The sequence below is a fragment of the Kitasatospora paranensis genome (genome assembly GCF_039544005.1).
GTDB lineage: Bacteria > Actinomycetota > Actinomycetes > Streptomycetales > Streptomycetaceae > Kitasatospora > Kitasatospora paranensis.
The window spans coordinates 4,173,417-4,198,538 of the sequence record NZ_BAABKV010000001.1; the positions used below are offsets into that span (position 1 = coordinate 4,173,417).

At 71.5% G+C, this 25,122-nt stretch carries 30 protein-coding genes, 2 tRNA genes and 2 pseudogenes; 15 read left to right on the forward strand and 19 right to left on the reverse strand.

All coding sequences use genetic code 11. The annotated features are described in order from the left end of the window. Positions 1-25: 25 nt before the first annotated feature. Together ABEB13_RS40625 and ABEB13_RS40630 are read right to left on the reverse strand one after the other, a co-directional pair. Positions 26-895: a helicase HerA-like domain-containing protein gene (locus tag ABEB13_RS40625; protein WP_425559895.1), complete on the reverse strand. Its 870-nt coding sequence runs from the start codon at positions 893-895 to the stop codon at positions 26-28. Positions 896-966: 71 nt separating this feature from the next. Then, a pseudogene (locus tag ABEB13_RS40630) lies at positions 967-1,686 on the reverse strand (helicase HerA-like domain-containing protein); the annotation flags it as partial. An 85-nt stretch (positions 1,687-1,771) separates the two neighbouring features. Between ABEB13_RS40630 and ABEB13_RS20045 the strand changes: the two are divergent. Both ABEB13_RS20045 and ABEB13_RS20050 read left to right on the forward strand, forming a co-directional pair. Further along, positions 1,772-2,068, forward strand: a complete 297-nt coding sequence (locus tag ABEB13_RS20045; protein WP_014136828.1) for a type II toxin-antitoxin system VapB family antitoxin — start codon at positions 1,772-1,774, stop codon at positions 2,066-2,068. A gap of 299 nt (positions 2,069-2,367) precedes the next feature. Beyond that, a complete protein-coding gene (locus ABEB13_RS20050; protein WP_345709740.1) occupies positions 2,368-2,973 on the forward strand; it encodes a LytR C-terminal domain-containing protein in 606 nt (201 codons plus the stop codon). A gap of 86 nt (positions 2,974-3,059) precedes the next feature. On the opposite strand, the gene upp is transcribed toward ABEB13_RS20050, so the two are convergent. Then, positions 3,060-3,695 (reverse strand): uracil phosphoribosyltransferase, encoded by a 636-nt coding sequence (gene upp / locus ABEB13_RS20055; protein ID WP_100889416.1) that lies wholly within the window; start codon positions 3,693-3,695, stop codon positions 3,060-3,062. A 175-nt stretch (positions 3,696-3,870) separates the two neighbouring features. On the opposite strand from upp, the gene ABEB13_RS20060 reads away from it, so the two are divergent. The 4 genes from ABEB13_RS20060 to ABEB13_RS20075 all read left to right on the forward strand — a co-directional run bounded on the left by ABEB13_RS20060 (position 3,871) and on the right by ABEB13_RS20075 (position 5,530). Next, entirely contained in the window at positions 3,871-4,077 is a 207-nt protein-coding gene (locus ABEB13_RS20060) for a hypothetical protein (protein ID WP_100889415.1), read from the forward strand. A gap of 255 nt (positions 4,078-4,332) precedes the next feature. Further along, a complete protein-coding gene (locus ABEB13_RS20065; RefSeq protein WP_380230883.1) occupies positions 4,333-4,851 on the forward strand; it encodes a tRNA adenosine deaminase-associated protein in 519 nt (172 codons plus the stop codon). A gap of 112 nt (positions 4,852-4,963) precedes the next feature. Beyond that, positions 4,964-5,395, forward strand: a complete 432-nt coding sequence (tadA, locus tag ABEB13_RS20070; RefSeq protein ID WP_345706598.1) for a tRNA adenosine(34) deaminase TadA — start codon at positions 4,964-4,966, stop codon at positions 5,393-5,395. 45 nt (positions 5,396-5,440) lie between these two features. Next, positions 5,441-5,530, forward strand: a tRNA-Ser gene (locus ABEB13_RS20075). Positions 5,531-5,679: 149 nt separating this feature from the next. Here ABEB13_RS20075 and ABEB13_RS20080 read toward each other — a convergent pair. From ABEB13_RS20080 to ABEB13_RS20150, 15 genes are all read right to left on the reverse strand, one after another. Further along, entirely contained in the window at positions 5,680-6,078 is a 399-nt protein-coding gene (locus ABEB13_RS20080; RefSeq protein ID WP_345706599.1) for a hypothetical protein, read from the reverse strand. A gap of 72 nt (positions 6,079-6,150) precedes the next feature. Beyond that, positions 6,151-7,377 (reverse strand): tyrosine-type recombinase/integrase, encoded by a 1,227-nt coding sequence (locus tag ABEB13_RS20085; protein WP_345706600.1) that lies wholly within the window; start codon positions 7,375-7,377, stop codon positions 6,151-6,153. A 13-nt stretch (positions 7,378-7,390) separates the two neighbouring features. Further along, positions 7,391-7,633, reverse strand: coding sequence for a helix-turn-helix domain-containing protein (locus ABEB13_RS20090; protein WP_345706601.1), 243 nt, complete (start codon positions 7,631-7,633; stop codon positions 7,391-7,393). A gap of 255 nt (positions 7,634-7,888) precedes the next feature. Next, positions 7,889-9,208, reverse strand: a complete 1,320-nt coding sequence (locus ABEB13_RS20095) for a DUF3987 domain-containing protein (RefSeq protein ID WP_345706602.1) — start codon at positions 9,206-9,208, stop codon at positions 7,889-7,891. 181 nt (positions 9,209-9,389) lie between these two features. Beyond that, a complete protein-coding gene (locus tag ABEB13_RS20100) occupies positions 9,390-10,418 on the reverse strand; it encodes a bifunctional DNA primase/polymerase (RefSeq protein ID WP_345706603.1) in 1,029 nt (342 codons plus the stop codon). Positions 10,419-10,544: 126 nt separating this feature from the next. After that, positions 10,545-10,826: a hypothetical protein gene (locus ABEB13_RS20105; protein ID WP_345706604.1), complete on the reverse strand. Its 282-nt coding sequence runs from the start codon at positions 10,824-10,826 to the stop codon at positions 10,545-10,547. Beyond that, entirely contained in the window at positions 10,823-11,032 is a 210-nt protein-coding gene (locus ABEB13_RS20110; RefSeq protein WP_345706605.1) for a hypothetical protein, read from the reverse strand. Before ABEB13_RS20110 ends, ABEB13_RS20105 begins: the two co-directional genes overlap by 4 nt. 226 nt (positions 11,033-11,258) lie before the next feature. Next, positions 11,259-12,572 carry a P-loop NTPase family protein gene (locus tag ABEB13_RS20115; protein WP_345706606.1) on the reverse strand — a complete coding sequence of 438 codons (1,314 nt, stop codon included), beginning with the start codon at positions 12,570-12,572 and terminating at the stop codon, positions 11,259-11,261. 88 nt (positions 12,573-12,660) lie between these two features. Further along, complete coding sequence (locus ABEB13_RS20120; protein ID WP_345706608.1) at positions 12,661-13,422, reverse strand: hypothetical protein; 762 nt, start codon at positions 13,420-13,422, stop codon at positions 12,661-12,663. 107 nt (positions 13,423-13,529) lie between these two features. Continuing rightward, positions 13,530-15,086, reverse strand: coding sequence for a hypothetical protein (locus tag ABEB13_RS20125; protein WP_345706609.1), 1,557 nt, complete (start codon positions 15,084-15,086; stop codon positions 13,530-13,532). A gap of 64 nt (positions 15,087-15,150) precedes the next feature. Beyond that, the gene (locus ABEB13_RS20130; RefSeq protein WP_345706610.1) at positions 15,151-15,426 is read right to left on the reverse strand and encodes a hypothetical protein; all 276 of its coding nucleotides are present in this window, start codon (positions 15,424-15,426) and stop codon (positions 15,151-15,153) included. A gap of 16 nt (positions 15,427-15,442) precedes the next feature. Next, the gene (locus ABEB13_RS20135; protein WP_345706611.1) at positions 15,443-15,817 is read right to left on the reverse strand and encodes an RRQRL motif-containing zinc-binding protein; all 375 of its coding nucleotides are present in this window, start codon (positions 15,815-15,817) and stop codon (positions 15,443-15,445) included. Beyond that, positions 15,814-16,143, reverse strand: coding sequence for a hypothetical protein (locus tag ABEB13_RS20140; protein ID WP_345706612.1), 330 nt, complete (start codon positions 16,141-16,143; stop codon positions 15,814-15,816). The genes ABEB13_RS20135 and ABEB13_RS20140 overlap by 4 nt, the downstream gene beginning before the upstream one ends. Beyond that, a complete protein-coding gene (locus ABEB13_RS20145; protein WP_345706613.1) occupies positions 16,140-17,048 on the reverse strand; it encodes a DUF2637 domain-containing protein in 909 nt (302 codons plus the stop codon). The genes ABEB13_RS20140 and ABEB13_RS20145 overlap by 4 nt, the downstream gene beginning before the upstream one ends. Then, positions 17,045-17,329, reverse strand: a complete 285-nt coding sequence (locus tag ABEB13_RS20150; protein WP_345706614.1) for a hypothetical protein — start codon at positions 17,327-17,329, stop codon at positions 17,045-17,047. Before ABEB13_RS20150 ends, ABEB13_RS20145 begins: the two co-directional genes overlap by 4 nt. 418 nt (positions 17,330-17,747) lie before the next feature. Between ABEB13_RS20150 and ABEB13_RS20155 the strand changes: the two genes are divergently transcribed. The 9 genes and pseudogenes from ABEB13_RS20155 to ABEB13_RS20195 form a co-directional block, all read left to right on the forward strand. Next, positions 17,748-18,596, forward strand: a complete 849-nt coding sequence (locus tag ABEB13_RS20155; protein WP_345706615.1) for a GntR family transcriptional regulator — start codon at positions 17,748-17,750, stop codon at positions 18,594-18,596. A 170-nt stretch (positions 18,597-18,766) separates the two neighbouring features. Beyond that, positions 18,767-19,309 (forward strand): HAD family hydrolase, encoded by a 543-nt coding sequence (locus tag ABEB13_RS20160; RefSeq protein WP_345706616.1) that lies wholly within the window; start codon positions 18,767-18,769, stop codon positions 19,307-19,309. Further along, positions 19,293-20,300 carry a restriction endonuclease gene (locus ABEB13_RS20165; protein WP_345706617.1) on the forward strand — a complete coding sequence of 336 codons (1,008 nt, stop codon included), beginning with the start codon at positions 19,293-19,295 and terminating at the stop codon, positions 20,298-20,300. Before ABEB13_RS20160 ends, ABEB13_RS20165 begins: the two co-directional genes overlap by 17 nt. An 80-nt stretch (positions 20,301-20,380) precedes the next feature. Beyond that, a tRNA-OTHER gene (locus ABEB13_RS20170) sits at positions 20,381-20,522 on the forward strand. Between the two features lie 145 nt (positions 20,523-20,667). Continuing rightward, the gene (locus ABEB13_RS20175) at positions 20,668-20,880 is read left to right on the forward strand and encodes a hypothetical protein (RefSeq protein WP_345706619.1); all 213 of its coding nucleotides are present in this window, start codon (positions 20,668-20,670) and stop codon (positions 20,878-20,880) included. A gap of 421 nt (positions 20,881-21,301) precedes the next feature. Continuing rightward, positions 21,302-21,466, forward strand: coding sequence for a hypothetical protein (locus tag ABEB13_RS20180; RefSeq protein ID WP_345706620.1), 165 nt, complete (start codon positions 21,302-21,304; stop codon positions 21,464-21,466). A gap of 63 nt (positions 21,467-21,529) precedes the next feature. Further along, entirely contained in the window at positions 21,530-21,823 is a 294-nt protein-coding gene (locus tag ABEB13_RS20185) for a Dabb family protein (protein ID WP_345706621.1), read from the forward strand. A gap of 156 nt (positions 21,824-21,979) precedes the next feature. Next, positions 21,980-22,957 carry an RNA polymerase sigma factor SigF gene (locus ABEB13_RS20190; protein ID WP_425559896.1) on the forward strand — a complete coding sequence of 326 codons (978 nt, stop codon included), beginning with the start codon at positions 21,980-21,982 and terminating at the stop codon, positions 22,955-22,957. A gap of 204 nt (positions 22,958-23,161) precedes the next feature. Next, positions 23,162-24,007 (forward strand): annotated as a pseudogene (locus ABEB13_RS20195) (RNA polymerase sigma factor SigF); the annotation flags it as partial. A gap of 50 nt (positions 24,008-24,057) precedes the next feature. Here ABEB13_RS20195 and ABEB13_RS20200 read toward each other — a convergent pair. Continuing rightward, positions 24,058-24,945, reverse strand: a complete 888-nt coding sequence (locus ABEB13_RS20200) for a tyrosine-protein phosphatase (RefSeq protein WP_345706623.1) — start codon at positions 24,943-24,945, stop codon at positions 24,058-24,060. Positions 24,946-25,122: the final 177 nt, after the last annotated feature.

The following is a 25,122-nucleotide window of genomic DNA, read 5'->3' on the forward strand; positions in this document are numbered from 1 at the left end:
CGGACGGACGGCGCCCCCGGCCGGGTCAGCGGCCCCGCCGCGAGGTGCCGAACAGGCTCCGGCTGATCTCCCGGCCGAGCTGGGTGCCGGCCGACCGGGCGAAGGACTTCAGCGCGGGGCTGCGCAGCAGCGACCCGATCAGCCCGCCCTCGTCCTCCTGCTGCCCCGCCCGGCCGGCCCGCGGCGCCGGGCCCCGCTCCCGCTCCGCCTCCCCGGTCTCCCCGGCCGCTCCGCCCGACCCGACCGCTCCCCCGGGCCCGGTCGGGGCGGCCGCCGGCGGACGGGCGGTCAGCTTCTCGTACGCGGACTCCCGGTCGATCGCGTCCTGGTAGCGCGGGGCCAGCGCCGAACCGTCCACGGCGGCCCGGAGGGCGGCGGCGTCCAGCGGCCCCATCAGGGACTGCGGCGCCCGCAGCCGGGTGGCCGCCACCGGTGTCGGCGCCCCCGTCTCGGAGAGCACGGTCACCACCGCCTCGCCGGTGCCCAGCTGGGTGAGCACCTCGTTCAGGTCGTAGCCGGACCGCGGGAAGGTCGAGACCGTCGCCTTCAGCGCCTTGGCGTCGTCCGGCGTGAAGGCCCGCAGCGCGTGCTGCACCCGGTTGCCGAGCTGGCCCAGCACGTCCGCCGGGACGTCCCTCGGCGTCTGCGTCACGAAGAAGATCCCGATCCCCTTCGAGCGGATCAGCCGGACGGTCTGCGTGATCGCCTCCAGGAACGCCTTCGAGGCCCCCTTGAAGAGCAGGTGCGCCTCGTCGAAGAAGAACACCAGCTTCGGCTTGTCGAGGTCGCCCACCTCGGGCAGCTCCTGGTACAGGTCGGCGAGCAGCCACATGAGGAAGGTCGAGAACAGCCGCGGCCGGTCCTGCACGGCAGGCAGTTCCAGCACCGAGACCACGCCCCGGCCTCCCCGTCGGTCGTCCGCAGCAGGTCCGCGGTGTCGAACTCGGGCTCGCCGAAGAAGGCGCCGGCGCCCTCGTTGTCGAGCACGGTCAGCGAGCGCAGGATGACCCCGGCGGTCGCGGCGGAGAGCCCGCCGATGCCCTTGAGCTCCTCCTTGCCCTCGGGCGAGGTGAGGAAGCCGATGACCGCGGTGAGGTCCTTCAGGTCGTAGAGCTCCAGGCCGTTGCGGTCCGCGTAGTGGAAGACCAGGCCGAGCGAGGCCTCCTGGGTCTCGTTGAGGTCGAGCACCTTGGACAGCAGCAGCGGGCCGAAGCTGGTGACGGTGGCCCGGACGGGGATCCCGGTGCCCTGCCCGCCGAGCGCGTAGAACTCGGCGGGGCAGCCCTGCGGCGTCCAGTGCTGTCCGACGTCGGCGGCGCGGGCCGTGACCCGGTCGCTCGCCGGGCCGGGCGCGGCGATGCCCGAGACGTCGCCCTTGATGTCGGCGAGGAAGACCGGGACACCCTGGGCGGAGAGCTGCTCCGCGATCAGCTGGAGGGTCTTGGTCTTGCCGGTGCCGGTCGCACCCGCGACCAGGCCGTGCCGGTTGAGCACGCCGAGCGGGATCCGCACCGGGGCGTCCGGGTAGGCGGTGGTGCCCTGGAGCGCGGCTCCCAGGTCCAGCGCGGGGCCCGAGAAGGCGTACCCCGCGGCGATCGCCTGCACGGCGGCGGGCTGCCCGGCTGCGCCGGAGCTCTGGTCGGCGGTCATCTCTGCGGGCTCCCGACGGTGCGACAAAGAGGGCATTCCCCATCAAACCGTTCGGCGCGCGCCTCGGCGGGTAACGCCGCGCTTGCTGCGCCCGCTGCGCGCATGACGGTAGGCTTTCCGTGTGATCTTCAAGCGCATCGGCAACGGGCGGCCGTACCCGGATCACGGCCGGACCAGCACCCGCCAGTGGGCGGACGTCGCGCCGCGTCCGGTGCGGCTGGACCAGCTGGTCACCACCAAGGGTCAGCTCGACCTGGAGACCCTCCTCGCCGAGGACTCCACCTTCTACGGGGACCTCTTCGCCCACGTGGTGAAGTGGCGCGGCGACCTCTATCTGGAGGACGGCCTGCACCGCGCGGTGCGGGCCGCGCTGCAGCAGCGCCAGGTGCTGCACGCACGCGTGCTCGAAATGGACTGACCGCTCCGGCGGGCCCGGACGGCGGCCGGACGGTCGCGGTACATCCTTTCGGGTGCCGGGGTACTCCAGATGATGATCATTTAGTACCTTCACAGCAGCTGTCGCACTAATCTGCTGAACAACGGCCGATTTCTGGCAATCCGCCCCTTTGGCCGCACCCGACACCGAGCCTGTCCTGGCACGAGGGGGAGACAGACCATGAGCATGCTGACCCCCAGGGTCTGAAGGGGAAGCAGTACCGGGTCACCGGCAACTCCTACCCGCGCCTGGGTCGACCGCCCCGCCGGAGCCGGAAGGTGATGGCCGTCCTCGGCTCACTGCTGGCCCTGGCCCTCATCGCCCTCGGCGGAGTGCAGCTGACGGACATCTTCCGCGGCAAGCACGCCTCCGCCCAGGCCTGCGCCACCCCGAGCACCTCCGGGAAGCCGCTGGCCGCACCCGCCCCGGCCGCCTCCGGCGGCTCCGCCGCACCCGGCTCGGCACCGCCGGGCTCCGCCGCGCCCTCGGCACCCGCGGCGACGAGCACCGCCGTCCCGCAGCCGCAAGCGGTCACCGTGAACGTCTACAACGCCACCGACAAGGCAGGCCTTGCCGCCCGCACCGCGGACGAGCTGCGCAAGCGCGGCTTCACCGTCGGCCAGGTCGGCAACGCGCCGGCCGCCCTCGACAAGAAGGTGCCCGGCACCGTCCAGGTCATCAGCGGCCCGGCCGGCCTCGGTGCGGCGACGCTGCTCGGCTCCCAGGTCGCCAGTGCCGCCAAGACCGCCGACACCCGGGGCGACGCCACGGTGGACTTCGTGCTCGGCGACAGCTTCGCCGCGCTGCTCGACCCGACGGCCGCCGCGGCCGCCCTGGCCGAGGCCACCAAGCCCTCCCCGACCCCCTCGCAGGCCGGCAGCTGCTGACCCCGGCACCACGCACGGCGAAGGGTCCCGCTCCCCCGGGGGAGCGGGACCCTTCGCCGTCACGCCGTGAGCGGCGGCCGCCGGTCTCAGCCGGCGGTGCCGTACAGCCGGTCGCCCGCGTCGCCCAGGCCCGGCACGATGTAGCCGTGCTCGTTGAGGCGCTCGTCGAGGGCGGCGGTCACCACCCTGACCGGCTTGCCCGCCAGCTCCTTCTCCAGGATCTCGACGCCCTCCGGCGCCGCCAGCAGCACCACGGCGGTCACGTCGGTGGCACCGCGCTCGAGCAGCATCCGGATCGCGGCGACCAGGGTGCCGCCGGTGGCCAGCATCGGGTCCAGCACGTAGACCTGGCGACCGGAGAGGTCGTCCGGCATCCGGGTCGCGTAGGTGGACGCCTCCAGCGTCTCCTCGTTGCGGACCATGCCGAGGAAGCCGACCTCGGCGGTCGGCAGCAGCCGGGTCATGCCGTCGAGCATGCCGAGACCGGCACGGAGGATCGGGACGACCAGCGGGCGGGGGTGGCTCAGCCGGGTGCCGGTGGTGACGGCGACCGGGGTGGTGATCTCCACCTCCTCCGTCCGGACGTCCCGGGTGGCCTCGTAGGCGAGCAGGGTGACCAGCTCGTCGGTGAGGCGGCGGAAGGTCGGCGAGTCGGTGCGCTCGTCGCGCAGGGTGGAGAGCTTGTGGGCGACCAGGGGGTGGTCGACGACGTGGAGACGCATGGCTCGACCATAACGGGCCGGGGCACATGCGTACGACTCGCCGCGGGCCGGGGCGCCCCGCCCGGGGGCACGGTGCCGCCGGACGGGTGGCCGCCGGGCGCGACGCCGAGGACAGAGACCGGAACGAGACCTCCGCCGTGGTATCAAACGGACACTTCTGGGAAACTCGGACCGTATGAAGAGCAACCCGGCCACCGGGGCTGGCTCGACACACGAGTCTCCGCCCGCCGCCCACGAGACCGAGGCGCAGCGCCGCAAACGCCGCGCCCTCTTCCTGCGCGAGCTCGCCGAGGCACGCGAGCTGCGTGCCCGGGTGCAGCCCAGGCGCACCAAGGAGCGGCGGATGCGGGAGGCGCTCCGGATGCGAACCTTCCGGATCTGACACCGAACCGGCAGTTCCGTCGGCCGTCGGCCAGCCATTCCGACACGACCTGCGAAGACGCGGTGCCGAACACCCCCGCAGCGGCGGGCTTTCTGTCACGATGCCGGAGGGACGGTCCGAACAGCGGACCGCCTCTGGCGCGGGGGCGGCCAGACCGCGTTCGCCCGAGATCGCCTACAGCCGAGACCAATCTTGGGAGTGTCCCTGGTGGCGTACTTCGCTGCAGTGCTTGCTCGCACCGATGGCGGGTGGGATGTGAGCGAGACGGAACTCGACGCCGTCGAAACCCTGGCCGACTTGGCCGACCTGGCCCGCGAGTCGGCCCAGGACGACGACAGCGTCCTCATCTTCATCGAACAGGAGGACGCCTGGTTCGCCGTCGTCCGCGTGGACGGCGAGGACGACCCGCGCATCTTCGTCTCGGACGGCGCCGCCGCGGCGCGCAGTTCGTACGGCTCGGTGCTGACCGACGAGCTGATCGACTCCGAGGAGTTCGACGACCTCGACGCGCTGGTGGCCGACGTGGAGGACGACGACGAGGAGTCCGGGTTCGACGGCGCCGCCGCCGGGTCGGACGACGCGGACGAGGACGAGGCCGACGGACCGCTCGGCGCCCAGGCCGGGCCGCTCGGCGACTCCGACCTGCTGACCGACTTCGGACTGGCGGCGCGGGAGCTGCTCGCCCTGGCCGCCGCGGGCGCGGTGCCCGGCGACGCCCTCGCCGAGATCGCCGACGCGCTCGGCGCCGGCGAGGTCCTGGAGGCGGTTCGGTAGCGGCGGTGGCCGTGCCCGACACTGGTGGCATGCCCTCCGCACCGGCCCCCGACTCGCCCCGCTCCCGGCCCCCGTGCGCCCCGACCCGGTCCGCGACCGGTGGACGGGCCAGATGCGCCTCGCCATCGCCGAGGCCGCCCTGGCCACCGCCACCGGGGACGTCCCGGTCGGGGCGCTCGTGCTCGGGCCCGACGGCACGGTGATCGGCCGCGGGCACAACGAGCGGGAGGCGGTCGGCGACCCGACCGCGCACGCCGAGGTGGTCGCCATCCGCGAGGCGGCCCGGGCCGTCGGCGAGTGGCGGCTGGCCGGGTGCACGCTGATCGTCACCCTGGAGCCGTGCACGATGTGCGCCGGCGCCATCGTGCTGTCCCGGATCGACCGCGTCGTCTTCGGCGCCCTGGACGAGAAGGCCGGCGCGGCCGGCTCGCTCTTCGACGTGATGCGCGACCGCCGGCTCAACCACCGGCCCGAGGTGGTGCACGGCGTGCTGGCCGACGAGTGCGGTGACCAGCTGCGCGCCTTCTTCGACACCCAGCGCTGAATACGGATTTCGTGACCGCCCGGACCGTCCGGTAGAGTCTCTCTCGGTAGCGTGTCCGAGCGGCCAAAGGAGCACGCCTCGAAAGCGTGTGTGGGGGCAACTCCACCGTGGGTTCGAATCCCACCGCTACCGCCAGAGAGCAGCAACGACTGAGGGCTCCCCGTAAACTTACGGGGAGCCCTCAGTCGTACTGGTCTCAGATGTGGTCTCAGTTGGCCCTGAATCCCAGCCAACTGCGGACTGCGAGGCACGTGGGGATCAGCACAGCTCCGAAGTAGCGCCGCCTACGGCTGTGTCTCCTCCCACGCCCAAAACTCGTCCCAGACGACCTCCCAGTCCTTTCCGCTCCCCTCAGCCGCATCGAACATTTCATCGACACCGTAGGTCTCCTGAAGCCACTGCTGTAGGAGCCGGTCAAGACGGAGCTGTCGTGCAGCTTTCTGGGCAGCACGATGCTCCGCCTCACGGCGTCTCTCATTGGCTCGCTCTGCCTCCACCTCCACTACCCTCCGGTCCTTCCCGATGCGCTTGGCAGCGCAGTCCGGACCGACATGTGAGTGGTGGCCCAACGGGTTACCGGCACGGTCAGCGATCTCCAGGATGATGGGACGTTGTACCGGCTTCTGACACACATCACAGTCTGTTGCCTGCGCGGCGGTTCCCCTGATGATGTACGTCTCCATTACCCGCCCCTCGTCTCGCCTGCTGGCCAGCACAGTCTGTCCGAAGCGGCGTCTCAGAGGGACTTGTATGGGTCAATCGAGCGGGTCTTTGGCCGCTTCCCAGACGAGTCCACCGATCTGCTGGGCCACGTCCCGCCGAACCCGCTTCGTCACGTGCTGGTACCGATGAGCCATGGCAGTGCTCGACCAGCCCATGATGTCCATCACAATCCGCTCAGGCACACCGAGGATCAGGAGGATCGTGCCTGCAGTGTGCCGAGCGTCGTGGAGACGGCCGTCCCGGAGTTCAGCCGCTTGGAGCAACCGCTTCCACTCGTCCCAGTCCGTACGCGGGATGAGCGGCTGGCCGGTCTCCGTGGCGAAGACCCACCCGCCGTCCTGCCAGAGCTGGCGCGCGTTCAACCGCTCCCGTTCCTGTTCCTCCTGGTGGAGGCGGAGCATCTTGATGAGCTGATCAGGCAAGCCGATCAGCCGCTTACCCGCCCTCGACTTGGTGGGAGCGGCCTGCTTGTTCGTCCGGACGCGCTCGGGGCACCGGCCGGCGTGCTTCTTCCCGCACGACTCCCCCTCGCACCCGTGGCGGTACTTCGGCCGCTGCATGCTCTGGCGGACCCAGAGGGTGCCCTCCTCCAGGTCGAGGTCCGACCACTGGAGTCCCAGGGCTTCGCCCTGCCGGAGCCCGAGCGCCAGTGCGACCGCCCACCGGCCACTGTTCCGGCGCTTCCCCGCCTCCAGAAGGAGCCGCTGCACCTCCTCGACCTCGTACGGCGTCACCTCCTCTTCCTCCACTCGGGGGGCCGTGGCGAGCGAGGCAACGTTCCGGGTGAGGTGGCCGCGCCGCACCGCCTGGTTGAGCGCGGCCCGGATGGTCCGGTGGGCCTGGTGTGCGGTGGCGGGCTTGCTGCCGTTGTCCTGCATCTTCTTGTAGAAGCGCTCCAGGTGCTCCGGCTCCAGCTTCTCCAGCCGGTGGGCGCCGAGCCCGGGGATCAGGTGGACGTTGACCGCCACCCGATACCCGGAAAGCGTGTTCGGCCGGACGGAGAGTGCTGCGATGTTCTCGACCCAGTGGGTGAGCCAGGCCGCGACGGTCCAGGACTTCCCGGCCTTCGGGACGTTGCCCTCGTCCCGCTTCTTCTCCAGTTCCCGGACCTTCTTGGTGACCTCCGCCCGGTTCTTGCCCCGAACGTGGCGCCGGTCCGGCGTGCCGTCGTCCTTCACACCGACGGTCACGCGGCCGTGCCACTTGCCGTCCTTGTCCTGGTAGATGCTGGAACCGCCGTTGGGCTGACGGGTTGCCAAGGGTGAAGCCTCCTCAGGCTGCGTTAGCAGGGATGAAGCCGGACTCCTGCATCCGGCGGCGGATGTACTCGGGAAGTGCCTCGGCCGGCACGCGGCGGAGACGACCGATGGGGATGCTCGGGACCTCACCCGTTCGGATGAGGGCGTACATCGTGGTGCGGCCGATGCCAAGGCGGCGGGCGGCCTCCTCGACGGTGAGCGCCACGAGCGTGGGGTCGAACTCGGCGGACGTTTCGGGAGCGATGGCCGTGCTCAAGGCGGGTCCTTCCCGGTGCTGGGCAGGGGGTGGAAAGGGTGGAAAGGGGTGCTAAGCCCGGTGACCTGGTCTTTTACGGTCCGGGGCGGGGGTGGAAAGGGGGTGGAAAGGGGGTGGAAAGGGTTGGGCGCCCCGGGAGGGCGGGTTGGGGGTGGACCTTTCCACCCCCTTAGCACCCCTTTCCACCTCGCCGCATCTGGCGTTTCCGCAGGTGGGAGGGCTTAGCACCCCTTTCCACCCTTTCCACCCCTGAGGTCAGGTGGGCGGGGCATAGAGCAGGACGGTGGCGTGGCGGCCGGTGCCGGGGATCTGGGCACTGCCGTAGCCCTCGATCTGGAGGAGGGCGGCGACCAGGCGGTCCCGTTCGTCCTTGCTGGACTTCTTGAACAGCCGGTAGACCTCATCGCCGGTCAGGCCGCGGGGCCCGACGGCACGGACGGCGGCGGCGAGCTTGTCGAGCTTGCGGTCGCCGGTGGTGTGCTCGACCAGGCCGAGCACGTGCGCGGCGGACGCCCGGGAGTAGTTCACGAGCGCGTGCGCGGCCCGCAGGTGCTCCTCGCCGATCTGCCGGTGGTGGTCGCAGAGGGCGTAGACCATGGCGAGGCGGAGCGTGTAGGGGGCGGCGCGGGCGGTGAACTCGGCGAGCGGCCCGTCGCCGTCCTCGTCCCCACACAGCGCCGGGTAGACCTCCTCGCGCCACAGCGCGCGGGCCGTCTCGTCCATGGTGACCTCGCCCGCCTGCCGGGCGTCCCGCAGGACGGTCCGCCACGCGGAGGCGAGGTTGTCCACCAGCTGTGGAGAGGCGCCACGGGACTCGGCGAGGATCAGGTTCCGGTGGACGAAGACCGGCAGGTAGCGGTTGTAGGTGCCGCCGGCCATCTCGGTGTCCTGCATCTTGGCGCGCAGTTCACGGGGGCTGATGTGCCCGATGATCGCCACGTGCGGGGCGGTGACCCGGACCGCATCGCGATTCATCAGGCCGAGGTCCTCGCCGTTCCACGCCTGCCGCAGGATCCCGCCGAGCGAGTTCCCCTCGCGGCGGGAGCGAGCCATGGTGACGCCGTACTCGGACTCCACGATCCAGCACCGCTTGTCGATCACCCCCGGGTCGTCGTCCTTGCTGGGGTCGCCGTCGCGGACGGCCTGGATCAGGCCCTCACCGGAGGACAGACCGGTGAGCGCGTTGGTCTTGAAGAACTCCGGTTCGGCCGCGGCGAGGAGAAGGCGGGCGGTGTTGGTGGCGGCTCCCTTGCGGCCGGCGGCGGTGGCGCCGACCGTGAGTGCCCAGATCAGGGCGGGGTGGCGGTCGTTGCCGATCCGCAGGTGCGGGCCGGAGCCGAACATAGCCCCGGCGGCGGAGAGCAGGTTGGCCAGCACTCCGACCGGGTCGGCCTCCGTGCTCGGATCCAGCTGGCACACGGTCTCCCCTGCCCAGCCCTGGAACACGGCCATGTCCGGGACCGGGCCGGGCCGGGTGGGCCGCTCGATGCCGAGCAGCGGCCCGTAGAACACGTCCTGCACCGCCGGGGCAGGGGCCGGTCGGTCGGTCGGGTAGGCGGGGGCGGGGATGCTCACGCGGCCTCCCGGTGGCCGGCCGTCGCGTCGGCGGTACGGGTGCGGCCGGTGGTCGGTGCCATGGCTCGGTTCCTTTCGGTTCGTCAGACAGGCGTGGGGGGCGTGCTGGGCGGGTGCGGCACCGCGAGAGACGAGGTCGGAGAAGCGCTTCTCCGGCCTCGCCCGGCCGCGGGCCGCAGGGTCAGGCGGCGGGGCGTAGGGTGCCGGCGCCTCGGGCGAGGCCGCGGCGGATGGTGTGCTCGCACTCGGCACGGGACAGGCCGGTGGCCAGCCCGGCGTCGAGGAGGGTGTCGAACGCCAGGTCTTCCGGGATGACCCCGGTGGGCAGGTGTCGGCCGAGGGCGGCGGCGGAGGCGAACAGCCGCTTCGCCCGGCCCGGGTAGGACTGCGCCTTCACGGTCGCGGCCTCCCGGTCGAGGGCGGCCCGCACGTAGGGCTTCTGGTGGTGGACCCGCTCCCGCAGCCCAGCCACCGGTGCAACCGCGGCCGGGGCGGGCGGCGGGTTGAGCAGAGCCAGCAGGGCGGGTGGGCACGGGGCGATGCGGTTGGGGTTGGTGCCGGGCATGAAGACGTACCGGCCGGTGGCACCAAGGGAGCCGGGGCCGACCAGATAGCCGGCCGGGCCGCGGACGTCGATCCCCGGCGCCACCTTCCCTACCGAGTTGGGAAACACCGCGCCGGGCGGGGCGCTAAGCCAGGCGTGCAGCCCGCCGGACGGGGTGGCCACGGTGGCCGTGGCCGGGACGGTGAAGGCGTGCTCGGTGGCGAGGCGGGCGAGGTCGGCGACGCCGTCCAGGCCGTTCTTCCGGTCAAGGTCGAGGCCGACCAGGTGGTGCGGGCCCCGGCCACAGGCGATGCCGTAGCCGGTCGCCCACGGGGCGGCCGCGAACAGAACGTCAATCTGCTGGTGGTCCGTGGTGGCGTCGAGGACGCCGTGACCGGGCCGACCGCAGGTGGCGCGGCAGGTGTCGCGCTCACGGCCGGGCGAGTGCGGGCTCGGGATCGCCGGCCGCTTGGTCTTCCCGGCCGGAAACACCGCGAAGTCACGGGCTGCGGCGTGATGAGCGAAGGTGCGGGCGTGCTGCCAGTCGTCGGTCAACGGCCTCTCCTCACGGGCGGTCAGCAGGTCATCGGGGACAGCCGCCACGACCTCGGCCACGGGCGTTGGCGTGGCCGAGGCGGCGGTGGTGGCGTGCTGTTCGGCGCACACCTTGTGAGCGGGACGGCGAGTCTCGTCCCGGAGCGGGGTTGGGCCGCCGCACCAACGACACGGGAGGGTGCGGGTGCGGTCGTAGTGCCGGGCGTCGCGCCAGTCGAGGGCGACCACGGCCCGGCCCTATGCGGCGCGGCGGTGAGCGGGGAACTCGATCACGGCGGCCAGCCGCGGCGCGGCCGGCGCGGTGGCCGGTCGGGGTGCGGGTTCACGGGCCGGCGGCGGGGTGCCGCCCTCGTCCTGCTGCTGGGCGCGGGCGGCGCGCTCGGCCGCCCCCTCGGCGAGGACGGTCCGGACGGCCTCCGCGTCCGTGGCGCTCGATCGCCAGGTAGCGCCGAGCGCAACGCCGCCGAGGGCGGCGGGGGTGAGGAGAACGGCGGCGGCGATCAGGTCAGCGGCGCTCACGTGTGGGCTCCGTTCGCGGCGGTCTGGGCGAGGACGTCGAGCAGGTCAGTGCCGAGCATGGCGAGGCGGTGCTCGATGCCCTGCCAGGACTCGTTGTCGATGTGCATCGGGGCGGCCAGGGCGCCGGCCGGGTCGCGGTCGGCGGTTGCGGCCAGGGCCTCGCGGAAGTGGGCGGCGGCGAGCGGCCGAATGACGGGAGCGGGCATGACGGGGTCCCTTTCGCGGGCCGTGCAGGGCGAGAGGAGCAGCCCGCCCACGGCAGGGCGGGCGGGCCGCGGTGGTTGCAGAGCGTGGCCGTACTGGGGTACCTAGTGGGTACTGGGTACTGGGGAATTCGCAGGACAGAGACCGATTCGGACCCCTGGGGGCGTCCTAGTGGGTAGTGGGGCGTGCCCCACTACCCACTACCCTGTAACCGAGAGTGACGGATGGTCAGGCGTGGTTGGGGTGGACGAACACCGAGAGCGGACCGTTCTCGCGGTAGACCAGCTCGCCGCGGTCGGCGGCGGCCTGGAGTCCGTTGCGGACGGTCTTGCGATCGCGGTTGACGAACTCGGCGACGGCGGAGGCCTTCAGGCCCATGTGCCCGGCGGACTCGATCGCGTCGATCGCCTCCGCCAGCCACTCCGGCCCGACCACGGGCGCCGGGGCCGGTACAGGTGTCTGCGCGGATGCCGAGGTCTGGCCGCGGAGGCTGGACAGGTTCAGCCCGGCCGGGCGGGCGTTCGGGAACGCGATCACGTCTGCCAGCCCGGTCCCGGCCGCCTCACCGCCGTCCGGGGTGCCGGTACGGAGCGCGCCGAGGTTCAGCCCGCCCGCCACGGCCGGCGCCGGGGCGGTGGTGCCCGCCGTACCGGTAGTGCCCTCCCAGAGCCATCCGGCCCGGTCCGGCTCCCAGCGGCGGGCGTAGTCCTCGCCCGCAGCCCGCGCCGAGACCTGGTCGAGGACCGGGCGGCGCTGGTTGGTGGCGAGGACCGCCTCACGGACCATGCTCGGCGAGGTCTTCCAGCCCTTGAACCCGGTCGGGGCGAAGCCGTCCGCCCCGGCGGCGCCGATCACACCGCACCCCTTCGCGGTGAGCTGCCGGGTGTCGACCCGCGCCGAGGGGAACAGCTTCAGCAGGTTGTTCCCCGACGACTCCCCCGAGGTCAGGGCCGCCCCGACCGGGGAGAACTTCCGCACGCTGGTGTCGCCCAGGGCGGAGACGTTGCCGTCCACCGCGGTCAGCACCAGGCGAATGCCCATGGCGCGGGTGGTCCGCATGGCCTTGCCGACCAGCTCCTGAAGCTCCTTCATCACCGGGTCACCGAACGAGCGGGCCGACAGCAACTCGGCGCCCTCGTCCACCACCACCATGATCTGCGGCAGCCGCGCGGAGACGGGAAGGAGCGTGGTGTCGTTGGCATCTAGCAGATCCTGGTACTGCTGCTGCCGGGCCTTGTTGATCGCGATGACCGCACGGAACATCCGCAGCGCCTCCGCCGGGGTGGAGGCGACCCAGTCCACGCCCGGCCGGGTGTCGGCCGGGGCCGCAGCGGTGCCGGGCTTCGGCGCCTTCAGCCCCTGGGCCTCCAGGTATGGGCGCACCCACGGGATGCCGACCGCGCCCGCCTTCAGGTCCACCACGAACGTCAGCACGTCCTCGCATCGGGCGAACCCGGCGAGGACCGCGTCGAGGAAGGTGGACTTCCCGGATCCGGGCGGGCCGAGGATCAGCGCGCACGCCTCCCGCAGGAACACGTTCACTGTCTCGGAGTTAGGCAGCAGCCCCAAGGGATCCCGCTCAGGATCGACAGGGGCCCATAGTCGTCCGGGTAGGCGTAGGCGCCGGCCATCACGTTGGTGGTGGCGATGTCGAGGATGACCCGGCCCTGCCGGTCGCCCTCTTCCACTCCGACCGTGCAGCCCAGCGGCAGCCGGGCGTCCGTCGCCAGCGCGCGGGCCGCGGCGGCGATCCGGTCCCACGTCGCCGAGCCGCCCGGCAGCTCCGCCGCGAGGAGAATCCGGCGCCGGTCGTCCAGAACTCGACCGCGAACACGGCCACGTCGATGCCGGTGACCCGGCGGATCCGGTCCGCCCACTCGCGGGCGATCGCCTCCCGCTCGCCGTTCATCTTCCGGGCGGCCTCCCGGGCCTCGGCGCTCATCCGCTCAAGCTCCACGGCCTCCTCCCGGATCGCCGCATCGGCGGCCATGGCGCCGATGCCGACGCCGAGGGCCGCGAGCGTCCCGGCGGCGGCCCAGGACAGGGGGCCGGTGGCGATGGCCCAGGTGGTCCAGCCTCCGGCGAGCAGCCAGGACGCGGCGCGGGTGGCCATGGTGCGGCCGGTCAGGCGGCGCCGGACGGACGCGCCGATGCCGTGGCCGAGGGCGCCGGCGGCGCCGATCGCGAGCGGGATGCCGTCGGGCATGTGGGTGGCGGCGCCGAGCAGGGCGAGCGCGCCGGCGCCGGTGGCGGCGGAGATGGCGCCGGAGACGGGGCCGTGTTCGGCGGCCCAGTCCAGCGGCGGCACCCACGTGGCCTTCGGGTTCTTCGGGCCGCGGGTGCGCGGCTGGGGGACGTTGGTCAGGTTCAGGGTGTGCTGTGGCTCGGCCATGGCAACTCCAGGCAGAAGGGGTGGTGCGGGGCGAGCGGTGCAGGCGGCGGGCCGCCCCGCAGGTGTGCGGGGCGGCCCGTGGTGGTGCGTCAGGCGAGCAGGGGCGGCTACTGGTTGTTGGTGATGTCCCACTTCTCCTCGCCGTTGCGGGGGTCGTCGTGGCGGGCGATGTCGTTCTCGTGGGCGCCGCGGAAGGCCTTGCCGACCTCCTCGGCGGCGGAGACGGCCTGGGTGAGGAGGTGGAAGACCTCGTTCAGGGACTCGCCGACGACCTTGTCGAGGGGGAACTCGTCGTCGGAGCGCTCGGCGAGGACGCGGAAGGTGTTGGCGATGGACTCCAGGCCCTCGGGCAGGGACTCGATCGCGGCGAGGACGTGCATCATGCCGTCCGGGTCGTAGTTCATGGCGGCGCCGTACATCTCGGAGGCGACCGCGGAGAAGTTGAAGCCGGCGTCGGTGGGGCTGGTCACGTCGCCTCCCAGGGCGGACAGAGGAGTGGTGCCGTGGTGGTTGCGCGGGGCCCGCGGCACGGTCTCGCCGACCGGGACCGCGGTGTCGGTGGCGGCCTGGTCGGCGGCGGTCTCGGCCTCGACCTGGTCGGCGCGGATCTGCTGGTCACGGGCGGTGCGGGCCTGAGCGGCCTTGCCCGCGAGGCGGCGGTAGAGGCGGCGGCCCGGGTACATCAGCCACGCGGCGCCGAGCTTGCGGCCGAGCGGGGTGGTCAGCATCCCGACCAGCCCGACCGGCAGCGCGACGGCGGCGGCCAGCAGCCTGCGGCCGTGGTGCCGGGCGGCGGACTTCACCAGCGCCCGCCGGGCCGCGCGCCGGGCCGGGGCCTTGCGGACCTCGGACCGCACGTCGCCCACCTTGGCGGAAAGGCGCTTCTCCGACCCCGCACGGGCCGTGCCGCGGGCCTTGTCGAGCGAGCGGCGCGCCATGCCGCCGGGCTTCGCGAGGGCCCGACCAATCGGGCTCTTGGCCGCGTGCTTCCGTTCCCGGTCGGCGGCCTTCACCGCGCGGCGGGAGTCGGCGACCTGCCGCCGCGCGCCGGTCTGCCGCTCGCGCCGCTCAGCCCGCGACGGGGCCGCGGCCCGCTCGGCCTTCCGGATCGACCGGACCGCACCGACGGTGTCCGCCGCCCGGCGGACCGGCGAACCGGTCTTCTTGCCGGTCGGGACAGCGGCGAGGCCCGAGCGCTGCCCGCCCGGCCCGGCCGGTCGGCCCGGTCGGCCCGCCGTGCCGCCGGTGGGGCGGTTCTGGCGCGGGATCGCGCCGGAGGCGGTCCGGCCGCCGGGGGCGGGCTTGACCAGGGACAGGTTCCCTCGGCCGGTCCGGCCGTTGGCGCGTCCGGCGCGCTGGGCGAGGCGGCCGGCCGCGCTGCGGGCGGTGCGAGTGGCGATCGCCGTGGTGGCGGCGGTGCCGGCCGCGGCGGCCAGCGCGGCGAGCGGGCCTGCGGTCAGCACGCCGGCCGACGCCAGGCCGACCATGGTGTTGACGCCGGTGATCGCAAGCGGCACGGCCGGCAGCCCGCCCCGCACGTGCGAGGCCGGAGAAGCGCTCTTTCCCCCGGCCGCGGCGGCCCGGGGCTTCTCGGCGGCCGCGGTATCGGTCGGGTTGGTAGGTGCCGGTGCGGTGACCGGCGGCTGGGCGTAGGTCTGGGACATGGCCGGGCTACCTCCGGGCAGGTCGGGCCGCGCGCGGTGCGGCCGGGTGGGGGCGGTGCTCGGGTCAGTCACGGTCCGCCGGGCCGTTCCACGGGATGGAGCGGCAGGTGGCGGCGTGGGTGTTGGCGGCGTCGCGGGCGGCGTGGCGCTGGGTGGAGCCGGGGCCGTTGTCGCTGCGGCAGCCCAGGCACAGCCACTTGAAGGCCAGTTCGGGGCCGTGGTGGGCGGCGGCCTCGGGGTGCTTGACCAGGGCGACCAGGGCGGAGCCGAGGGTGAGGAACACGGCCTCGGTGCCGACCGGCAGCCCGGTGACGGGGTCCCTGTGGAGGAAGGTGAACATCGGCTTCTCTCGTCTCTCAGGCGGCGGCCGGAAGGCCGTCGGCGCAGGGCAGGCAGGTGCCCAGGTGGGCGGGCAGCACATAGCCGGCGTCCCGCCCGCAGAGCGGGCAGGTCCGGCGGGCGAGGTTCGCGGCCGCCAGGGCCGCGGTCTTCGCGGGAGTCATCGGCCGCACCGGCTTCGCCAGGCAGGCGCGGTAGAGGTGGGCGGCCCGCACATCCTTGGTGCGGCGGGAGCGCCACAGGATCTGTGCGGCGACCGGCTGACCGCCCGGCCGCAACCCCCGGGTACGGAGCTGTCGGCGGGTCAGGTAGCCGTCCGGGGCCATCCGCCACGGATAGGTGGGGAGGCCGAACCGCTCCCCGTCCGGGTCCCAGAACCGCGGCCGGCTCACCGCGGGTCCTCGGCCGGGTCGTCGGTGTCGTAGTAGGCGATGACCTCGATGGGGATGCCGGCGTAGTCGGCGGTGGCCTTCAGCCACGCGAGGGTGCCGCTCCCGTACTGGTCGACGTCCTCGGGCAGGATCGCGAGGGCTTCACGCCACTGCTCGAAGTCGGCCAGGTCGCTGTGCAGGCTCACCCGCACCGCCCAGGGCACGCCCTGCGAGGGCAGGGCCTCGCGCAGCTCGATGCCGGTGGCGGGCAGGTTGGTGAACTCGGTGAGCAGGGCCAGCACGGCGCGGGCCGCCGGGGCCTGCCCGGAGGTGGTGAGGGTGTTCACGATGCCTGCTCCTCACTGCCCCCACCGGTCTCCGGCACCGGGGCGGTGGTCGAGTCGTCGTCGGCGGTATCCGGGACGGCGTGCAGGCCCGGCCGGGCGGCCTCCGTACGGTCGGCCTTCAGGGTGTCCCGCAGCATGCGGGCGCGGGCCGGGGAGGTCCGCAGCTCGGTGCGGATCCGATCCGCGTTCAGCTCCGCCTCGGACCAGCCGGCCGTGACCGATCGGGCCTCAGCCAGAAGCTCCTCCACAGTGCGGATCGGCACCTTCGTGCGGGCCGACTTCGGCACGCTGCCGGTCGCCCGACGCGACCGACTCACCGCCGCGGCAACCGCACGAGGCCGCACCGGCACAGGGGCCGGGATCGGGTCGGCGATCGGCTCGGGATCGGCCGACTCGTACACCGATTCGGAACCGTCGGGATCGGCCGATCCCGGCAGGTCAGACCCCGACCGGTTTGCGGTGGTCTGGTCGTTTTCTGCCGGTTCGGGCTTGTGGTGCAGCACCTTCGCCACCAGGTCCGATCCGAAGAAGATCGAGCCGACCGGCAGGCAGGATGCGAGCAGCACCAGCGCGTAGTGCGCGGGCGCCCAGTCGGCCAATCGCACCCGACCGCCGCCGTGCAGCGCGGGCACCAGGCCGTGCACGTAGTTGAGCACCAGGGAGGCGGCGGTGTAGCCGCCCAGCACCCGCAGCGCGAACTTGCGGTCGGCTCCGGTCAGGATCAGCGCAGCCACCAGAGCCAGAGCCATCAGCCCGTCCACCACCAACGGGTAGAGCCCGGCGGCGAGCGGATCGGCACCGATCGCCCGGGCTACGTCCTTCAACGCGTTCCACGACACGCGGAACGCCATGGCGACGACCACCAGCAGCGCGGCGACCATCCACCACTTCGCCCGCCGGCTCATGCCGCCACCCCCAGCACCGCCGGGCGGGGGCGCGCGGTGGTGCGGCAGGTGGTGGTGAGCGGGACCGGGGCGGTGTCCATCAGACGCTCGGCGTAGGCGGCCAGCTCCGGGTCCTCCCGGCGCAGGTCCGCCAGCACCGCCAGCGCCACGTCCATGCGGGCGGCGCGGTCGATCGCCGACTCGCCGGACACACCGGCGAACAGCTCCTCGTCCACGCCCAACGCCAGCTCCGCGAACTCATCCGGGTCCACGGCATGCTGGCCTGCAACAATCGACTTCACGGGTCTACCTCTTCCAAGCGGGGCGGTGGGCCCGAGGGCCGCCGCGCGTTCCATGCCCGGAGCGCGGCGGCCCGTTTTCGTGGGCCCAGACCACTCGTCACGCACGAGTAGCCATGGATCCCGGCCCACCCCACGGATGGGGCGGGCCGGTCACCAAAGACACTCGTTCGTTGATCAGCACACTGTTGAGTTCTCAAGGAACAGTCACGATCACGGCGGGTCGTGGGCGTGCGGCCAAGCCGCCTTCCCCGACACCCGCCAGTCGCATTTGCACAGGTCAGAGCAGCCCAAAGAAGGCCCCTCCCTGCCGCTCCCGCATCTCTCGGTTGCGACACTCTCAACATAGAGAACCTGCCTAGGCAGGTCAAGAGGGTTGGGTTTCTCGCCTGTGTTGGGCATCTGCCTTAGCATGGAGTGCATGAGCCTCGACCCGGATGACTCCCGCCCGCCGTATCAGCAGGTCAGCAGCTCTTTGCGGGCCTCGATTCTCACGAAGAAGCCTGGCTTCGAGACTGGCGACAAGCTCCCGTCCGGCCCCGAGCTCGCCAAGCACTTTGGCGTGGCGCGTGGCACGATCGACAAGGCCCTCGACCTGCTCAGGACCGAAGGACTGATCGTGACCCGGCAAGGCAGCGGGTCCTTCGTCCGCGAGCGCACGTCACGGCCCGTCGGTCTTCGGCCGCACCTCGAAGCCGCCTTCGAGCAGAAGCAGGTGACGCTGGACTTCGCCGGCTTCTCCAGCGAAACCCTTCACAACGCCCTACAGGAACCGCTGGATAAGGTCCGCTCCGGCAGGCTCGCCCCAGAGTCCATCACCGTGCGTCTTCTGCTGCCGGACACCGATGAGCCGATGGCTGTGCCGGTCCTGGTGGACGGCCTTAAGGACGAGACGGTACTCCGAGAGCGGGCCCGGAACATCGCACTGACCAACGCCGGTGGCATCGCTCACTCGGTCGAGGTGCTGGCGGAGCTTGGTCTCGTGCAGAGCGCCACGGTCCAGGTGAAGGTGCACCGGGCATCCAGCCTCTTCAAGCTGTACATCCTGAACCGCTCGGAGGCGTTCTTCGGGTTCTACCCTCTCCGCGAGCGGACGGTGGCGATCAACGGCAACGACCACACGTTCTACGACGTCACCGGCAAGGACACCACACTGTTCCATCACGCCGCGGGCCCGGACGATGCCTCGCTCGGATCGCAGTACGTCCAGCAGGCGCAGATGTGGTTCGACAGCGTCTGGTCCACGATCGCCTACGAGCGTCAGCCGTGAACGCCGTTCCTCCATCCCTGGTGGATGTGCTCCGCCCCGTAAGGCACGTCCTACTCGACTTCGATGGGCCCGTGTGTTCGGTGTTCGCCGGGTTGCCAGCGCCCGAAGTTGCAGCTCGACTCCGTATAGCCTTGCGCGCTGCCGGCGGGCAGGGCCCGACTGGCGATGAGGTGGAGACTGACCCGCTCGCTCTCCTTCGCAGAGCGTCGGAGGAGAGTCCGGGTCTCGTTACAAAAATCGATGACGCGCTTGCATCCCTGGAGACTGAGGCGGTGCGCGTTGGACGACCCAACCTCGGCGGGGAATCCGTACTGCGCGCGTGCGGCAAATCGGGCCGTTCCGTATCAGTGGTCAGCAACAATTCTGGCACGGCAATTGAGGAATATCTCTCTCTCCGCGGGCTTAGCGGCTACGTATCCGGCATCTTTGGGCGAGTTCCCGGCGACCCATCATCCATGAAGCCGAGCCCACGCCTCCTCCAGGATGCTATGGCCGCGGCAGGCAGGAAGCCAGGTGAATGCATTTTCATTGGCGATGCTGTGAGAGACGTGGAGGCAGGCGAGGCGGCCACCGTTGGAACGATTGGGTACGCCAATAAGCCAGGGAAATACTTGCGGCTGGCGACAGCCGGGGCGGTTGTCGTAGTTGAGTCGATGCAGCTGATTGCCGACGCGCTTATGATTTCAGGTGGGGATAATGAGCAAGTCCGTTGAGTTTGAAAAGCTCGTAGCTAAGATCATTGCCGAGCTAGAGCCGACGGCTACGGTCAAATGGAATGACCACATCCTGGGCAACCTATCCAAGCGCAAGCGCCAGATTGACGTGTCCATCCGACGCCAAGACCCCGAGTTCCTGGGAATTTTGGATGCAAAGGACTACACGCGGGCGGCGACTATCGACCGAGTCGATGCACTTGCCGGAGTGATGGGAGATGTGGGAGCTCACTACGGGGCTCTAGTGTGCAGCAGCGGCTTCTCAAAGTCTATCTACGATTACGCCCGAAATCGCGGAATCTCACTCTTCAACGCGCATGACGCCCAGTCCCTAAAGTGGTCACTGGAGCTTACGATTCCAATTCTATGGACTGAGCTCACTCCCCATGTCGCACTCATGGGCACGCTAGATCTAAAAGTTGGTGAAAGTCTTTACAGCAATCACCCGGCCGGACTCTTGGCAACTCTAGACGACGGGATTTCATTCATCGACCCGATGGCCACTTTCGCATCCCTCTGGGCCGACGGGAAAGTCAACAACCAGCCGGGCGTACTGCACCATCTGAAGCCCGAGGGGGCCGCGAAGGCACTTATTTTTGATGCCGCCGGAAATCGCCAACTAAGGCCCCTGAAAGACTATGCGGTAGCCTACGTCGTGGAATCCAAGACATGGCTCGGGAGATTCCAACCAGATGAATGCCGAGGGATGGTTGACTACCTGGATGGACAAGCGTTCACAGCGTCACATCTACCTGACAGCGCAATCCCGATGCATCGCGACCATCGCTGGGAACCCGTTGAGAACCCAGAGAAACTTGCCGTGACCATGCGGGGGACAGCCGTAATCTGCACTCAGCCTGTGTTGGTCAGTGGCGGCAGAGTCGAGGCGTTGGACGTGCAGCACCTGGGCCCAAGCCTTCCCGAACCGCTACAGGCACATGGCCCCGGCACAGCACCAGGGACCCCACACGCCGAAGGCGGCGATCAGTAGGACGAGACGCTCGACGCCGTCGACAGGGCCGGAGCGCACGCCACACGTGGTCTCATTTTTGGTCTCATTCACCTCCGTTCGGCGGTGTCCGCCAGCCCACAGGAGACTCGCTCCCACCTGCTGTCGGAACGCCCTCGACCACCCCTGAACAGTGGATCTCAGACCTCGAAAGCGTGTGTGGGGGCAACTCCACCGTGGGTTCGAATCCCACCGCTACCGCCAGAACAGCAAGAACGAAGGCCCCCGACCGGAGACGGTCGGGGGCCTTCGTCGTGCCGGTCTCGAATGCCGTCTCAGTTGGCTTGCCACGGGCCCTCCTCGGTGCCCTCCGGACCGGAGCCGGGCGGCAGGTCGCTAGGGTGCCCGCATGACGTGGAAGGTATGGGGCGTACGGGCCGCGGTCTGCGCGGCGCTGGTACTCGCGGGGTTCGCCGCTCTCGGTCTGCTCGGCCTTCCGGGGTGGACGCGGCCGGCCGCGTTCCCGCTGTTCTTCGGCGGGTGGATGGCGTCCCACTGGGTCCGGATCCTGCGGAAGGAAGCGGCCGTGAAGCGTGCCCGCAGCGGGGTGGGCGCCGGGTAGTGGGCACCGGGCAGTGGCGCCGGGAGATCCGCAGTGACGGCAGCTGGGGCCTTCGTCGTCACCGGCTCCGGCCGGCGGAGGTCGGAAAGGGGCGCGGCTCCCGGGGGACGGAGCCGCGCCCCTGCACGGGCCTCCCACTACCGGGCACCGCGTCAGGGGGAGTCGCGGCGTCCGGTCCCACAGCGGGGAGTCCCGGTCCATGCACCGGGGATTCCTGCCAGACCCCGCGGTACTCCTCCATCGTGCGGCAGCGCCGCCCGCCGGGCACCCGTAGAAAGCCCTCACCCGCGGGGACCTTCGTCCCGGCGGGTGAACGCGGCACTCACTCGATCGGCCATCCGGTGGATAAGCTGCCGAGCAGCGGATGAGGACGTCCGGGGAGAGCAACGGCGTCCGAATGTCAGGGAGGCAGGCCCGTCCGATGGCTCAGGCGAAGAAGATCGGCATGTATCTCCTGCTCATCTTCGTGATCTACACGATCATCACCTCCCCCACCAGGGCGGCGGAGTTGGTGCAGTCCGGCTTCGTCGGGATCTCCGAGGCGGCGAAGGCGGTCGGGACGTTCATGACCGGGCTGGTGAGCTGAGCGCCCCGCCCGGGCGGCTACCGTGGCGGGGTTCGATCACCCTCATCAGCTAGGAGCGGCATCGTGATCCGGCACCTGGTCCTGTTCAAGCTCAACGACGGCGTCGGCAAGGACGACGAGCGGGCCGTCGCCGGCGCCGAGGCGTTCGCGAAGCTCGGCTCGGTCATCCCCGAGCTGCGCGAGTGGGAGTGCGGCTGGAACACCACCGTCCGCGACATCGCCTACGACTTCGCCATCAACAGCCTCGTCGACGACCGCGAGACGCTCGCGGCGTACCTCAACCACCCGGCCCACCAGGCCGCCGCGGGGCAGTGGCGGGAGTTCGCCACCTGGGTGATCGCCGACATCGAGGTCTGATCACCCGCACGGCCTACAGGCCGTACACGCACGAACCGTGCAGCCCTCCACCCCACCCCGGGCCGGAGGGCTGCCGTACGTCCGGGCGGCCCATTCCGCGTCAGCCAACACGCCCAGGCCCGGTGCTTGCCGCCGATGTGCGCGACTTGTGATGCTATGACCGGTTTTGCCGGATCTGGCGAGGTGATGAGCGCAACCGGACCCCGGGCGGCGTCCCGGATCGCAGGTGACGACTCTGGGAGGGGTGACGTGTCCGTGCGGACACAGGACAGCGCACGCGGGACGGGCGAGCAGGCGCCCCCGCCCCCTGCCGAGCGCCTCGTCGCGGAGCTGAAGGCCACCGAGCTGAGGAACCGCCAGGCGGGCACCCGCTCGACCGTGGACGTGCGCACGCTCACCCGGGTGCTGTTCGAACGCCTCTCCGAGCTGCCTCCGGACGCCCCGGAGCGGGAGCGCGTCCGCGCCGCGCTGATCGAGATCAACATCCCGCTGGTCCGCTACGCGGCCACCCGTTTCCGCAGCCGCAGCGAGCCGATGGAGGACATCGTCCAGGTCGGCACGATCGGCCTGATCAACGCGATCGACCGGTTCGATCCGGGCCGCGGCGTCCAGTTCCCCACCTACGCCCTGCCGACCATCCTCGGCGAGATCAAGCGCTACTTCCGCGACAACGTCCGCACCATGCACGTGCCCCGCCGCCTCCAGGAGCTGTGGGTGCAGGTCAGCGGCGCCATGGAGGAGCTGACGGTCACCCACGGCCGGGCCCCCAAGGTGCCCGAGATCGCCGCGAGCCTGCGCATCCCCGAGGAGGACGTGCGGGCCTGCCTGGACGCCGGACGGGCCTACAACGCGGCCTCGCTGGAGGCCGCCCAGGAGCACGAGGGCGGCCTCGCGCTGCTCGACCGGCTCGGCTACGAGGACTCCGCCCTCACGGACGTCGAACACCGCGACATGGTCCGCCACCTGCTGGTCCAGCTGCCCGAGCGGGAGCGGCGGATCATCATGCTGCGGTTCTTCGCCAACCTGACCCAGTCGCAGATCTCCACCGAGCTGGGCATGTCGCAGATGCACGTCTCGCGGCTGCTGGCGCGGATCCTGACCCGGCTGCGGACCGGCAACTCCTGGGAGGAGTGAACCGGGGCACCGCGCCGCGTTTCCGCCACGTGACATCTCACCGGTGCGGGGTTTGCCGGGGCCGGAGCGCCGGTATGGACGGGAGGGACGAGTCGACGGGAACCACGCAGTGATGGTGTCCGTTGAACGGTCAGTCACGAGGGGTGGGCGCGTGTCCGGAGAGCCGGTCGGTGCGGTCGTCGAGAAGATCCCTGCGCAGCGGGGGTGAGCCCTGAGCCGCCCGGCGCCGGGCCGCTGCCCGACGCCCCGGACGCGGCGGTGGAGGCAGTGCCCGAGCCGGTGGTCGGCGACCGCCCGCTGGACACCCGCACCCTGTCGCGGTCGCTGTTCCGCCGGCTCATCTCGCTGGAGCCGGGCAGCACCGAGCACACCTACGTCCGGGACACCCTGATCGAGCTCAACCTGCCGCTGGTCCGGTACGCCTCCGCGCGCTTCCGCAGCCGCAACGAGCCGATGGAGGACATCGTCCAGGTCGGCACGATCGGCCTGATCAAGGCGATCGACCGGTTCGACCCGGACCGCGGCGTGGAGTTCCCGACCTTCGCGATGCCCACGGTGGTCGGCGAGATCAAGCGCTTCTTCCGCGACACCAGCTGGTCCGTCCGGGTGCCGCGCCGGCTCCAGGAGCTGCGGCTGGCCCTCACCAAGGCCGGCGACGAGCTCGCGCACAAGCTGGACCGCTCCCCCACCGTCGCCGAGCTCGCCGTCTGCCTCGGCGTCAGCGAGGAGGACGTGGTCGAGGGGCTCGCGGTCGGCAACGCGTACACCGCCAGCTCGCTGGACTCCGCCCCCGGCGAGGAGGACGGCGAGGGCCCGCTCGCCGACCGGCTCGGGTACGACGACCTGGCGCTGGAGGGCGTGGAGTACCGCGAGTCGCTGAAGCCGCTGCTCGCCAAGCTTCCGCCGCGCGAGCGCCGGATCATCATGCTGAGGTTCTTCGGGAACCTGACCCAGTCGCAGATCGGCGAGGAGATCGGCATCTCGCAGATGCACGTCTCCCGGCTGCTGACCAGGACACTGGCCCAGCTCCGCGCCGGTCTGACCGCGGAGGGTGAGACGGCGGGCCCGTCCGTGACACCGGTCGCGGACGGGCCGGGGCGTCAGTGGAGCAGGTTGGCGCGCAGCCCGTCCAGGACGTCGTCGCCGAGGCCGAGGCCCTCGCGCCAGAAATCCTCGAACGACGCCCATCCCGCGGCCACTTCCTCGAACGCGGCGTCCAGGTAGCGCCGGTCGGCCCGGAACACCGGCAGCAGCAGCTCCGGCTCCTCCATCAGGCCGCGGGTGCCGAAGCTGCCGACCACGTGCTCGATGATCGCGGCCGAGCGCTCGTTGGTGAGCAGGTAGTCCTCGTACACGGTGGCGCTGTCCACCCCGAGGGCGGTGAGGACGACCGCGGCCGTCCAGCCGGTTCTGTCCTTGCCGGCCGAGCAGTGGAAGAGCAGCGGTGTGCCGTCGGGTTCGGCGAGCAGCCGGATCACCGTGGCGAAGCGCTCCCGGGCGACCTCGTCGGTGACGAACCAGCGGTACAGGCCGACCATCATCGCCTCGGCCTTGCCGCCGCCGAGCAGGGCGCGCTGCTTCGCCGCGTCCCGGTCGGCGAGGGCGTTGCGCAGGGCGACGTAGATGTCGAAGTCCGCCGCGAAGACCGGCAGGTGGTGCAGGGTGATGCCGTCCGGCGCGGTGCGCTCCACGGTGACCGGGGAGGCCGAGTACTCGGCGTCCGAGATTTCCGCGGTGGGCAGGCCCGGCACCCGGTCCGGCCCGGCCTCGCGGACTTCGTCCAGACTGCGGAGGTCGACGATCTGGCGCAGCCCGTGGTCGGCGAGCGCACGGAGGTCGGCGTCGGTGAGGCGGTTGAGCGCGTCGGCCCGCAGCGCGGCCCCGGCCCGCAGGACCCGGCCGTCGGCCGTCCGGTAGCCGCCCAGGTCACGGGCGTTGACCGCACCCTCCAGGCCCAGGCTGCGCGCGGTCTCGGTGGGCTGGGTCACTGCGCGGCCTCCTGGGCACGGGGACGACGGCGGGCACGGGGCACGCCGCCCGGCAGGCAGGCACCCTCCGGCCGGGGCGGGTCCGCACCCGGCCGGACGGCCCCGCGCACCGGCGGTGGGGTTACTTGACGGCGAGCCAGACGACGGCGCCGACGACGATCAGCGCGACCACCACGA

Coding starts and splice junctions, on each gene's coding strand:
- ABEB13_RS20050 (WP_345709740.1), top strand. CDS start 2,368: ATGGCCGTCCTCGGCTCACTGCTGGCCCTGGCCCTCATCGCCCTCGGC.
- upp (WP_100889416.1), bottom strand. CDS start 3,695: ATGCGTCTCCACGTCGTCGACCACCCCCTGGTCGCCCACAAGCTCTCC.
- ABEB13_RS20060 (WP_100889415.1), top strand. CDS start 3,871: ATGAAGAGCAACCCGGCCACCGGGGCTGGCTCGACACACGAGTCTCCG.
- tadA (WP_345706598.1), top strand. CDS start 4,964: ATGCGCCTCGCCATCGCCGAGGCCGCCCTGGCCACCGCCACCGGGGAC.
- ABEB13_RS20080 (WP_345706599.1), bottom strand. CDS start 6,078: ATGGAGACGTACATCATCAGGGGAACCGCCGCGCAGGCAACAGACTGT.
- ABEB13_RS20110 (WP_345706605.1), bottom strand. CDS start 11,032: ATGCCCGCTCCCGTCATTCGGCCGCTCGCCGCCGCCCACTTCCGCGAG.
- ABEB13_RS20120 (WP_345706608.1), bottom strand. CDS start 13,422: ATGGCCGAGCCACAGCACACCCTGAACCTGACCAACGTCCCCCAGCCG.
- ABEB13_RS20125 (WP_345706609.1), bottom strand. CDS start 15,086: ATGTCCCAGACCTACGCCCAGCCGCCGGTCACCGCACCGGCACCTACC.
- ABEB13_RS20130 (WP_345706610.1), bottom strand. CDS start 15,426: ATGTTCACCTTCCTCCACAGGGACCCCGTCACCGGGCTGCCGGTCGGC.
- ABEB13_RS20145 (WP_345706613.1), bottom strand. CDS start 17,048: ATGAGCCGGCGGGCGAAGTGGTGGATGGTCGCCGCGCTGCTGGTGGTC.
- ABEB13_RS20155 (WP_345706615.1), top strand. CDS start 17,748: ATGAGCCTCGACCCGGATGACTCCCGCCCGCCGTATCAGCAGGTCAGC.
- ABEB13_RS20165 (WP_345706617.1), top strand. CDS start 19,293: ATGAGCAAGTCCGTTGAGTTTGAAAAGCTCGTAGCTAAGATCATTGCC.
- ABEB13_RS20175 (WP_345706619.1), top strand. CDS start 20,668: ATGACGTGGAAGGTATGGGGCGTACGGGCCGCGGTCTGCGCGGCGCTG.
- ABEB13_RS20180 (WP_345706620.1), top strand. CDS start 21,302: ATGGCTCAGGCGAAGAAGATCGGCATGTATCTCCTGCTCATCTTCGTG.
- ABEB13_RS20190 (WP_425559896.1), top strand. CDS start 21,980: ATGACCGGTTTTGCCGGATCTGGCGAGGTGATGAGCGCAACCGGACCC.